This is a genomic window from Neobacillus sp. S1115, from assembly GCF_055385565.1.
The window spans coordinates 4,151,183-4,163,371 of record NZ_AP038275.1 but is presented as its reverse complement, the minus strand read 5'-3'; the positions used below and the strand labels follow the sequence as shown (position 1 = coordinate 4,163,371).

9 protein-coding genes are annotated in these 12,189 nt (G+C 41.6%); 6 read left to right on the top strand and 3 right to left on the bottom strand.

Annotation, left to right across the window (positions count from 1 at the left end; genetic code table 11):
- Positions 1-6: 6 nt before the first annotated feature.
- Entirely contained in the window at positions 7-1,473 is a 1,467-nt protein-coding gene (gene dacB, locus ACZ5B7_RS20110; RefSeq protein ID WP_464490769.1) for a D-alanyl-D-alanine carboxypeptidase/D-alanyl-D-alanine endopeptidase, read from the top strand.
- Between the two features lie 40 nt (positions 1,474-1,513).
- Here dacB and ACZ5B7_RS20105 read toward each other — a convergent pair whose 3' ends face one another.
- Both ACZ5B7_RS20105 and ACZ5B7_RS20100 read right to left on the bottom strand, forming a co-directional pair.
- Positions 1,514-1,726, bottom strand: coding sequence for a cysteine-rich CWC family protein (locus ACZ5B7_RS20105; RefSeq protein WP_464490768.1), 213 nt, complete (start codon positions 1,724-1,726; stop codon positions 1,514-1,516).
- Positions 1,727-1,788: 62 nt separating this feature from the next.
- Entirely contained in the window at positions 1,789-2,271 is a 483-nt protein-coding gene (locus tag ACZ5B7_RS20100; protein WP_423798721.1) for an HIT family protein, read from the bottom strand.
- Between the two features lie 114 nt (positions 2,272-2,385).
- Here ACZ5B7_RS20100 and ACZ5B7_RS20095 point away from each other — a divergent pair, with 114 nt between their 5' ends.
- Both ACZ5B7_RS20095 and ACZ5B7_RS20090 read left to right on the top strand, forming a co-directional pair.
- Entirely contained in the window at positions 2,386-3,228 is an 843-nt protein-coding gene (locus tag ACZ5B7_RS20095; protein WP_464490767.1) for a deoxyribonuclease IV, read from the top strand.
- Positions 3,229-3,303: 75 nt separating this feature from the next.
- Positions 3,304-4,032, top strand: coding sequence for a CBS domain-containing protein (locus ACZ5B7_RS20090; RefSeq protein WP_464490766.1), 729 nt, complete (start codon positions 3,304-3,306; stop codon positions 4,030-4,032).
- A gap of 37 nt (positions 4,033-4,069) precedes the next feature.
- Here ACZ5B7_RS20090 and ACZ5B7_RS20085 read toward each other — a convergent pair whose 3' ends face one another.
- On the bottom strand, positions 4,070-4,783 hold the full coding sequence (locus tag ACZ5B7_RS20085) for a hypothetical protein (protein WP_464490765.1): 714 nt from the start codon (positions 4,781-4,783) through the stop codon (positions 4,070-4,072).
- Between the two features lie 131 nt (positions 4,784-4,914).
- Here ACZ5B7_RS20085 and ACZ5B7_RS20080 point away from each other — a divergent pair, with 131 nt between their 5' ends.
- The 3 genes from ACZ5B7_RS20080 to ACZ5B7_RS20070 all read left to right on the top strand — a co-directional run bounded on the left by ACZ5B7_RS20080 (position 4,915) and on the right by ACZ5B7_RS20070 (position 12,163).
- Entirely contained in the window at positions 4,915-5,901 is a 987-nt protein-coding gene (locus tag ACZ5B7_RS20080; RefSeq protein ID WP_464490764.1) for a helix-turn-helix transcriptional regulator, read from the top strand.
- Between the two features lie 117 nt (positions 5,902-6,018).
- Complete coding sequence (locus ACZ5B7_RS20075; protein ID WP_464490763.1) at positions 6,019-8,967, top strand: PD-(D/E)XK nuclease family protein; 2,949 nt, start codon at positions 6,019-6,021, stop codon at positions 8,965-8,967.
- Positions 8,960-12,163 carry a UvrD-helicase domain-containing protein gene (locus tag ACZ5B7_RS20070; protein WP_464490762.1) on the top strand — a complete coding sequence of 1,068 codons (3,204 nt, stop codon included), beginning with the start codon at positions 8,960-8,962 and terminating at the stop codon, positions 12,161-12,163. Before ACZ5B7_RS20075 ends, ACZ5B7_RS20070 begins: the two co-directional genes overlap by 8 nt.
- Positions 12,164-12,189: the final 26 nt, after the last annotated feature.

The window sequence follows — 12,189 nt, the reverse complement described above, 5'->3', positions numbered from 1 at the left end:
AATTTATTGTTCATAAGAAATCTTTTTTCCTTCGTGATTTTATTTTCCACTATTACTTACATAGATCAAGATAGGGTTATTGCGGAAAGTAAGTCTGTAGTAATAGAAAGTCAGATTAAGAAGCTAATGAGCAATTCCCTTACGATGCAAGGGGCAATTGCCGGGATAAGTATCCGGTCAGCAGCAGATGGAAAGATGATTTATGAATATAATGGAGATGTGCGGCTCCGCCCTGCCTCCAATATGAAGCTGCTAACAGCCGCTGCTGCACTGAAAGTTTTAGGGAAGGACTATACCTTTCCGACCGAAATACATATCGATGGTCCCGTAAAAAAGAAAATACTTGCAGGGAACCTTTATATAAAGGGAAAAGGTGACCCCACTTTGATGAAAGAGGATTTTGACAACCTAGCTAAAGAAATACGGAAGCAGGGCATTACAAAGATAAAAGGAAACCTGATAGCTGATGATTCCCACTTCGATGATATCCGGTACCCCCTTGACCTGCCATGGAGTGATGAAACGACTTATTACGGGGCACAGATTTCAGCACTGACAGCTTCGCCAACTACAGATTACGATTCAGGGTCAGTAGAAATTATGGTGACCCCAGGTTCTAAAGAAGGGGAAAAGCCGAATATAAAAGTTATCCCAGAAACAAGCTATGTAAAAATAGTAAACAAAGCTTTTACTGTAGGGGAAAAAGGAAAAAAGGAGATTTCGATCAAACGGAAACATGCAAAAAATTCGATTACCATTGAAGGCGCAATTCCGATAAAATCAAAAGTAGTCAAAGAGTGGGTGGGGGTATGGGAACCTACAAAATACTCATTGATGCTTCTAAAACAATCATTAGCAGAGCAAGGTATTAAGGTTTCCGGGAGTATCAAGACAGGTAAAGTACCTGACAACGCTACACTAATTATTACCCACAAATCAATTCCATTGTCAGAACTGCTTGTTCCCTTTATGAAACTCAGCAATAATGTTCATGCTGAGGTGTTGGTAAAGGAAATGGGAAAGGTTGTTCTCGGTGAAGGCTCTTGGGAAAAGGGGCTTGAGGTTTTGGAGTCGGAAATGGTGAAGTTCGGGTTAAATCCGAAAACGATGGTCATCCGTGACGGTTCAGGCGTCTCTCATGTTGATTTAATTCCAGCAAACGAAATTTCCAAACTGCTATTTGCCGTCCAAAAGGAATCGTGGTTCTCTTCTTATCTAAATTCATTACCGGTAAGTGGTGTTCCTGAAAAAATGGCTGGCGGGTCGCTTCGCTATCGGATGAAAACCGCAGATGTTCAAGGAAGGGTAAAAGCAAAGACTGGGACTCTTTCCACTGTCAGTTCTTTATCTGGCTATGTAACAACAAAAAACGGTCAAATATTGATTTTTTCAATCATTTTAAACAACCTGATGGATGAAGATAAAGGGAAGAAGCTGGAAGATGAGTTTGTTAAAATATTGGCGAATCAGTAATGAACAGGCAGTGAAACTTGGGATTCACTGCCTTTTTATATCACTTCTTAATCATAGTTTTGCTTAAATGCTCTTCCCGAAATTTATCTAAACACTTTTTGCAGATGCAATCTTTTCTTATACTTTCGGCAGGAACTAATTCAAGAATTTCGTTAGGAAATACCTCGGCATCACACCAGCAATTGCCATGTTCTCCTGCACCCGACATACATCCGTTAGCTTCACCGCAAATTGGGCAATATTTATTAGCCAATTTTAAACTCTCCTCCCTATATGTCTTTTATTTAATTTATATCATTTTGGTTTATGAAAATGTTATTTTAATTCTTTTTTTAATGCTTCAATCGCCGTTAATACCTTTCGCCTGTTTTCTACGTCATTCATATTGTTCCGGGCATGAAGCAGCACCGGTCTCACAGACTCAACGGAACGGCCAAACTCATACATCCATTCATAGCGGGGTACAAGCCAGGTATGAAAATGGTGGGTAGTGTCCTCGTTGTAAAAGTAATAAACATACTCAATACCAAGCTTATCTCTTTGGGCTTTTCTGATTTTTGTTAGTAGATTAATATAATCGAGTTTTTCTGCATCTGTCAGTTCATCAAAGCATTTAATATGTCTCTTCGATGCCAAGATAACTAGGCCTTCAATAGGATAGGCGACATCCTGATGGGCATGAAAATGTTCGGTTTCAATAATGACCCCGCCATCCGGATGAATCAGCCCGCTCGTTAAGGCACAGCTTAAGCATTCTACTTCTACTGTTTGACCATTTGAAAGAGTAATAGTTCGCATATCGGCTCCTTAGAAAAGTAGTATCCAACCAATATTACACTAAACATGGAAGAAAGAATAGATTTTTCCAGCTGTGTGCAATCTAACATAAATAAAGTGTACGGTGGGATTGAAATGATTTTAGGAAGTCATGTCAGTATTCGGGTCGGATATTTAGGAGCGGCAAAACGGGCGGTTGCGAACGGGGCATCTACTTTTCAATATTTTCCAAAGAACCCACGAAACCTTTCCATAAAGGAATTTGACCGTGACGATGCAAATAGCTGCAAGGAGTTTTGCCGGCAGTATGGTCTGCAATCAGTGGCCCATACCCCTTATTCAACAAGCCTTACCCCTTTAGAAGGAAAAAAAGATTTAACGATATCTTCACTGCTTAACGACTTGGAAATTGCTAATGCCTGCGGTTCCATTGGTGTTGTTGTTCATTTTGGCAGCCAAATCAGCAAAACGGACCCGCTGGCCAACTATCACTTAATGCTAGAGATGTTAAACGAGGTCTTGAGTAAATGGGATGGGGAGTGTCTGATTCTATTAGAAAACAATGCAGGAACAAAGGGGGCACTTGGTACAACCTTTGAGGAATTGGTGCAAATCCGTAACCTGTGTGAGTATCCTGAAAAAATCGGCTTTTGCCTTGACACCTGCCATGCCTTTGCCAGCGGGCTGTGGGCTGGGGAAAACACAGAAGAGTTTTTTAAAAAAGGGCAGGAATTAAATTATTTTAACTATTTGAAAGCCATCCATTTGAATAACTCAAAATATCCGGCGGGTTCTAGGAAAGACAGGCATGCTAACATTTTTCAAACCAATGGATTGATTGACGAGGATGAATTAAAGGAGCTTGTAACATCAAGAATTTTCAAAGAAATTCCATTGATTTTAGAAACCCCCGATGATGAAGGCATCTCGCATAAAGAGGAAATTGAAATGATATTGAAAGTGTGGGGGAGTTACTAACAAGTATTTTCTATTGATTTCCCACCTGTGAAAGAATGTATAATAGAGAAAAAAGCATTCACACGGGAGAGAACAATGAAACCGGCAAATAAACAGGATCAGCTTCTTTCCGAGCGCTTCGAGGTCGCCTTTAATCAGGTTCATAATGCGCTTCGGGATATTGTCCAGATTAATGATGAAAGATTTGTTGTTTTAGTGAAGGTAGGAGCAAAAAAGTATCAAGTCATCGAAACTTTTAAAAAGGATTTGGAGCAATATGCCAGACTTCGGAATGCGATTGTTCACGAAAAGATGGAGGTTGGCTTCTATATTGCAGAACCCAATGCTAAAGTGGTCCATCATATCGAAAAAATTGCTAATATCTTAAGCAGGCCGAATTACGCCCTTACGATTGCAACCAAGAACGTTGTTTTCTTTGATGAAAACGATAGTATTTTAAAGGTAACGGCTGCCATTAAACAGTATGGATATTCGAAGTTTCCGATTTATAAAAATCAAAAATGCATCGGCCTTTTGACTGCTGGCTCGATTATGAAATGGATGGCACTGCATATGGAAAGCGGCATCGTCAATCTGGCGGATGTTCGGATTGCAGATATTATGATGGTTGAAAAGAAACAGTCAATAGAGTTCATTTCAAAAGAAATTAATTTATTCCAGGTGGAAAACATTTTTGAGAAGGCTCATAAAAAGAAGAATAAATTAGAAGCAGTCGTGATCACGGAAAATGGAAATGCGGGTGAAAAGCCGCTTGGCATTATTACACCATGGGATCTAATTCAGATTGATTATACGGTTGATTAATAAAGGGTGCTCTAAAAAAGCACCCTTTTCCGATATTTTAAAAATCAAATTCGCTTAACTGTTCCATATGACTGGCAATCATCGCAATGATGGTGCTCGCCTCTTCTTTGCTAAAAATAAAGTGCGATTCATCCTTGATTAACTCGTCCTCGGTTGTCCAAATTCGGTTTACCCGCTTCAGTACACCGTCACCGGTTTCCTGAACCACGCCAAACTGATAAGTTACTTCCACTTCATCCTCATGTTTGAAGGCTGTTACCTCTGGGGTGGACCATTCGACGTCAATTTCTTCAAAAATTTCATCCCGGTTTATTTGTGCGCCTTCAAAATACTCCTCGTCATCATCTGCCATTTCAAATTCATCTTCTTCACAATATTCATCATCTGATTGAAGATAAACCCCATCATCGGTAAAATAGTCCTCGCCGTTTATGTAATCATGGAGACTTTCATGTACCTCATCGACAATCTCCTCAATGTCTGAAAGAATGATTTTTGCAGTATGACCACTGTCAACATCGAAACTGTCAATATAAAATTCTTCGTTTTGCGGGTCAAAAAACAGCGTACAAAAGTAATCTCGGTCCAGTTCCTCAGTATCAACATCTGCGGTCTCCACAAAAAACTCAACCCTAGGATGCTTGGCAGCTCTCTCAATCTTCATGTGGCCAGCTTGATCGTATTCTTCACAAATCGATTCAAGATGATCCTGTAATTCACTGCAAACTCGGTCAAACCATTCTAACGACATCAAACATCCCATCCCTTCAAGTTTAATCGAGGTTATTATGTCCGAGTTTCCAAAATATATTTCATGAAGGTAAAATGAGTACTAACGTAGAATTCTGGTAGAAGGAATTTTTTAATAGAAAGGTGATCTAGATGGCTAAGCCTCCAAGCGGAGAGCGTCTGCTTAAGTTGCGGGAAATTTTATTTAATGAAACAGATGAAACGAACGAGCTTTCAATGGGAGAAATCATTGAAAGACTTCGTCAGGAGTTTGGGCCGGGCTTTGAATTTGAACAGCGTGCCATTCTTCGTGACATAGAGGATTTAACTAACCAGCGTTTCGAAATATTTGTTACCAGGGGTGCTGCTGGGAAGAAATATTACAGTCATAAAAATAAGCGTTTCGAGCAGTACGAATTGAGACTTTTAATTAACGCTATCCTTTCAGCACGTTTTATTACAAAAAAAGAGGCAGAACAGTTGATTGAGAAGGTGAAGGGTCTGACCAGCAAGCATCTTGCAGCCAAGCTTCCGAATCCGACACATTATGAAAGTTCGATTCGCAGTACCTACCAGCAGCTGCGGTACGAAATTGATCAAATTCAAATTGCAATTAATGAAAATTTAAAAATTAAGTTTCAATATGGTAAATACGATATTGATAAAAATTTTGTCCTCCAGCGCAATGGTGAATTTTATGAGGTCAGCCCGCACGCACTCATTTGGAAAAATGATTATTACTATTTGATAGGGATCTTAAACGGTGAGGAGAAGTTCCGCCATTTCCGGGTAGACCGAATGCGGAATGTCCAATGCACGGAGGATTTTTTCCTTAAGGCTGATATCAATATCTCTGATTACATTAACAAATCCTTTAATATGTACGCTGGGAAAGAACAGTGGATTACACTGAAGTTTAAACAGTCCTTGGTGAATGTCATGATCGATTACTTTGGGCTTGGTGCCGATATGAAAAAAATTGATGAAGAATTTGGCTGGCTTAGGGTAAAAGCAAACAGAAGCGAGGGTCTTGTCCGCTGGCTCCTTAACTGGGGAAGTGATGTAAAGGTGCTTGAGCCTCAGGATTTAGTGGAAGAAATAAAAGCGGAAATTCAAAAAATGAATCAAACCTATGAATAGAGGATGGTCTTAAAGCCCGCCTCTTTTTAGTTTTACCAAAAATGGTAAACCATTTGGAAGGAAATGTGAGATAATAAAAATGTAACTAATTGTAAATTGATACAAGGAGATTTTTTTATGGAATCTTTAGTAAAAGAACTTAATGAAATTTGTATGAGAGATCCCTTTCGCGAGAAAATTGTCATTGTCGAATCGCATACAATTGGAGAACAAATAAACGAAGCCTTTATAAAAAAAGACTTCCAGGCGGTTAATCTTAAATATCGGACGGTTTTGGATATGGCCAGGAGCCTAGTGGAACTGAATGCAGACCAGCCTGCGGAAATGCTTGACCAGACGGTGGGGGTACATTTTACGTATACACTGCTCAAAAGATTAAAGGAACAGGGGGCTCTCCATTATTTTTCAGGAATGGAGATTACCCCGTCCTTCAGCCATGCCATTTTCTTGGCAATTCAAACATTGCGGCTCTCAGGTTATACCAAAGAGACTCTGAATTTGAACGCATTTGTGGCACCAGCCAAAGCTGAGGACATGGCTGAAATTCTTGCCGGATATGAAGAGCTTTTGCAAGCCAATACATTCATCGACAGAGCTGACCTGTTAACTAAAGCAATGGAATATGCCCTAATTGATGAAAAGAAATTGTTTATTCTGCAGTCTAATTTACAGTTGTCACAACTCGAAGAACAATTTCTTAAAAATATTCTGCCAGAAAACACCGCTAAACTGCCACTGGCACCCGTTTTCGGCATCGATTTACCTGAGCGGACAAGCTTGAGTTCTGTTCGCTGGGGTGAGCCCTCACCACTTAGCTATCTTTATCAACAGGATAAGGCAGGCGGTAAGCCTGATTTGCATATTTTCACCGCAAAAACGGAAGAACTGGAAGTGAAACAAATCCTGAAGCAGATCAAAAAGTCCAAATCTTCGCTTGATGAAAATGTCATCTACTATACGAGCGCTGATTCCTATGTTACCCTTTTTTATCATTTGTCCCAGCGAATAGACATTCCGGTTACTTACGGGGAAGGGCTGCCGATTTCCTTCAGCCGTCCCGGCCGTCTGGTTTCAGGCCTGCTTGGGTGGATTCAGTCGAACTATAGTGTACAAGCATTTCTTGATTTATTAAATGAAGGGCTCCTCGAATTGGATGATGAGGCCCCGTCAAAAACAAGAATGGCCAGGATTTTAAGGGATTTACAGATTGGTTGGTCAGAGGAGAGGTATGGGGCATGTCTAGCTGCGGAAATTGAAAATTTAAACTCTGAAAGCCCATACTATGAAACTCGATTAAAGGAATTTTCATGGTTAAAGCAGTGGTTCTCTTCCATTTTCAGAAAGCTGCCGGCCTTTGATTTAACAATCAACTATAAAAAATGCTTAACAGGTATTGCTCATATTTTAAAAAATTTCTGCAAAACCAGCTCAGGTTTAGATGAGATTAGTAAAACTGCATTGCTGGAGGAGATTGAAAAAATTATTCCATACGCAGACGAAGCCTTGCCTAAATATGACGTAATTGAAAAGGTGAAGGACTTGCTGCTGTCGATGCGTGTTCAGCAATCAAGACCGAAACCGGGGCATCTACATGTAACCTCCTATAAAAATGGAACTTACAATAATCGCACTAACGTGTTTTTTGTGGGTCTCGATAATAAAAAGTTTCCAGGTAATGCCGGTGAGGACCCGCTGCTCTTAGATTTGGAACGGAGAAAACTAAGCAGCATCCTGCCGCTGCAGAGCGAAAAGGGCCAGATCAATTTATATACTTTATTGCAGGTAATGGCACAAACTGCCGGAACCGTAACAGTCAGCTATTGTCATTTTGATATCACTGATAACCGTGTCATGAATCCGGCATTTGTGGTGCTGCAATGTTACCGCCTTATGACTGGAGATCAAAATGCAGACTTTAAAGCATTAAAATTACTTCCAACCTCCATCATTGCAGGCGATATTTTGGATGATAAAGATTACTGGAATGAAAAATTAGCCAGCAATCAGCCTGTCCGATTAACAGGTGGAATTCTTGGGTGTTTTTCAAATGCTGAGCAGGGGATAGCAGCGGAAATCAAGCGGAATTCAAGTGGATATTCGGAATTTGACGGCATTGTACAGATTGACGCGAATGAAGATGACCCGCTCCTTAATCAGAAGAAAACGATGAGCGCCGGAAAACTTGAAACCCTTGCCAAGTGTCCATATTCTTATTTCTTAAAAGAAGTGCTGCGCGTCAAACCAATTGAGGAAATTTCGTTTAATGCCAACAAATGGCTGGATCCTGCCTCGAGGGGAAGTCTCCTGCACAGCATTTTTGAAAATTTCTATAAGCAGTTAAAAAAGGAAAATGCGAAGCCTTCCTATGCGCTTCATTTAGACAAGCTCATAGCGTTAGCAACTAGTTTAATCGAGCAGCAAAAGGAAGTGCTGCCGCCGCCGAATGAACGCATTTTTTTAAGGGAAATGAATGATTTTCTGGAATGCTGCAAAATTTTTCTTAAGGAAGAGGAGCGCCATAGCGAAGACTATGAGGCGATTGACTTTGAATATTCCTTTGGAATAGGCGGAAAAGAACCTGCAGTCATCCAGCTTCCTTCAGGAGAATTGAGGATTTCCGGTATCATTGACCGTGTGGATAAGTCAAGTGACGGAACCTACCACATCATTGACTACAAAACAGGAAGCACCTACGGATATAAGAAAAATGGTGCCTTTAAAGGCGGCCGTCAGCTTCAGCATATGATTTATGCCTTGGCAATTGAGCAGCATCTCCAGCTTGGTGAGGGGGCCGTGGAAGAAAGTTCCTATTATTTCCCAACCGTAAAGGGGATGGCCGAGCGATATACCAGGAAACAGGATGCCATCCTCAGAACCAATGGGTTAGATATTTTGGAAAAATTAATTGATGTAATTAAACATGGACATTTTGAAATGACGGATGATGTAGAGGATTGCAAGTACTGTGAATTTAAGCTTGTCTGCCGCCGCCATTTTTACAATCAAGATACCCTTGAAATGAAACAATCTAACCAGAAGTTAAAGGGGGTGCGGGCCTATGACTAAGGTGGTATTTGACCAAGCTGCCCGCGAGAAAATTAAGCATGAACTTGGAACGAATTTTTTGGTGGAAGCAGGCGCCGGTTCAGGGAAAACGACGAGCCTTGTGGACCGGATGGTCAACCTTATTTATACCGGAAGTGCTGAAATTCACCAGATTGTCGCCATTACCTTTACCAGGAAAGCTGCAGATGAGCTGAAGGTCCGCTTTCAAGCTAAATTAGAAGAGACTTGGAATAAGGAAACGGATCTTGATGCTGAATTCCGTTTGGGAGAGGCCTTGAAAAATATCGAACGCTGCTTTCTTGGCACTGTTCATTCCTTTTGCGCCAAGCTGCTAAGGGAGCGGCCAATTGAGGCAAAATTGGACTTAACCTTTAAAGAACTTGAGGAGTCGGATGATGCCGATGTTTTGGAGGAAGCATGGCAAAAGTATCTCCAAGATTTGATGGATTACGACTCCGGTCCGCTTGAAGAAATGGAACGATTAGGTATCTCAACGGATAACCTGTTTCCGTGGCTAAAGAATGTAAAGGAATATTCTGATGTAGAGTGGGTCGCAGAATCTGTACCGAAACCAGAGATGCTCGCGGACTACCAATCTTTTATGAATATCATTAGAGAAGCACGGAAAAGCGTACCGGAACAGGAGCCGGAAAAGGGCTATGATACCCTGCAAAAGACGATTTTGCTGGCCGTGCAAAGGGAAAGGTTTTTGGATTCTCCGATGGAACCGGACATCATTGATATTTTTAGCTTATTCGATAAGAATATAAAGCCAACCTATAACCGCTGGCCGTCCAAGGAAGATGCCAAATTTTACGAAGAGAAAATTTCATCCGAATTCGCGGTGAAAATCAAGCCTCTAATTCAAGCCTGGAAGGAATATTGCCATCCAAAGATTATTGCCGTTCTAAAGGGTGCGGTTCAGACATACGAACAGCTAAAAAAAGAACGCTCCTTGTTAAATTTTCAGGACCTAATGATGCATACATCCAGGCTGCTGAAGGAAAACACTGAGGTCCGCAGTTATTTTCAAGGAAAGTACCGTTACCTGCTCGTCGATGAATTTCAGGATACCGATCCCCTGCAGGCAGAGATTATGTTCTATCTAACCGGTGAGGACCCGCTTGAGAAAAACTGGACAAATTGTAAGCCAAAACCGGGCTCGCTTTTTGTCGTCGGGGACCCAAAGCAGGCCATTTATCGTTTCCGCCGGGCCGATATTGACACGTATAACCGAGTCAAACAATTAATTGAGGAGCATGGCGGGGAAGTGCTGCAGCTGACGACGAACTTCCGTACCTTAGATTCGGTGACAACCGAATTAAATACGGTTTTTGAACGTCATCTGCCAGAAGTGGAGACCAATTACCAAGCGGCATACCGTCCATTGATCTCTTATCACGTAGATTCAGGAAACGAATTTTCAGGCGTAAAGCGGTTGACCGTCCCGGCAGATTTTTCTAAGAAAGAGGAAGTCATCCATAAGGATGCCGAAAATATTGCGCTTTCGATTCGGAATCTTATCGAGCAAGGTCATCGGGCACGTGATTTTATGGTGCTGACTAGATACAATGACGGGGTTGCTGTTTATGCGAAAGTTTTAGAGGAGTCCGGCATTCCTGTCAGCATCAGCGGCGAGGTCATTCTTGGTGAAACGAGAGAGTTTCAGGATCTATGGATTCTCTTAAAATCCTTCCTCGACCCAACTGATGAGGTAAGCTTTGTTGCCGTCCTCCGCGGGATTTTCTTTGGAATCAGTGATGATGAATTGTATCAATGGAAGAGGGCCAAAGGGAGGTTTTCGCTGTATACGGAGATTCCAGCAGATTTGTCTCTAGATGTTAAGGATAAATTTGAAACTGCCATTTCGAAACTAAACTATTATCAACGAATGATTCGCAACCTGCCGCCAACAGCTGCGATTGAAAAAATTATCGAGGATGTCGGTTTCTACCCCTTGCTATTAATGAATGAACGTGGCAAACGAACCTATAAAAGCCTGCTGCAAATGCTTGAGGCCTTGAGAAAACAGGAGGCGGGAGGAAAGACAACCTATAAGCAGGTGATAGAAACCCTTACCGAAATGATTTTTGAAAAATCGGTTGTCGCCAATTTGGAAGAAGAAGCAGATGCCGTGCGCATCATGAATGTCCATAAGGCAAAGGGACTTGAGGCACCGATTGTCTTTTTAGCCCATCCTGCCAAGTCGGTTAGCCCAGAATCGTTTTTATCAAAGCACATTAAACGTGAGGACCTGATTTCAAAAGGGTACTTCATGTTTAAGGTGGATAACGGCTACCAGTCCCGGGAGACGGCGATACCCAAGGAGTGGGAGATTCATAAAGCGGAGGAGCTAAAATACCTTACGGAGGAAGAGCTTCGGATCATTTATGTGGCCGCCACCCGTGCTGAGAAAGCTCTGATTATCAGCTCAAACGGGAATAACAAGAAAAACCCATGGAATATTCTGTTTGCGATGGAAGCGATCGAGGAACTCGAAGTTCGTGAAATAGATGTCTGGGACAATAATTCTGTACCAAAGGAAATCACCCTCAGTGAATTCCAGGCAAAAACCTCAAGTAAGCTTGCTTGGCTTGAACCAAGCAAAATGAAGACCTACGATCATTGGACGCCAACAAAGGACAAGGATTATTCAGAACTTACGATTGAGCGGGAATCCGGCGGCGGCAAGGAATGGGGCACGGTTGTTCATGATGTTTTTGAAAAAGCGGTCCAGGGCTATGATGTTACGGATTATATTAAAATTGCGTTAACCAAACATGGATTGGCTGAAGAAAAAGAGACGGAAGTCACGGCCTTTTTAGACCAATTTAAAAATTCCTCCCTTTGGGACGAGCTGCAGATGGCAGATGAAGTTCTTACGGAAGTGCCATTTACTTTTAAAGTGGTTAAAGACCACCCGCTTTATTCACAGATTACTGAGGGTCCCAAGGACGATCATCCTTTCTATGTAAAAGGGGTCATTGACCTAATTTATAAAATAAATGACAAATGGACCATTGTCGATTATAAGACGGACCGGGCTGTCCGTGATGAGGATTATGAAAAGCTTCGTGACTTTTATAGCAGCCAGCTCGCCTTTTATAAGGGAGCATGGGAGGAACTGACTAGAGAAGCGGTTGGCCAGCAATGTCTTTATTTCCTTGCACCGAATCGGATATTTTTAAAAAAATAGTATGCACAAAAAAGGCGGCCGCTTAA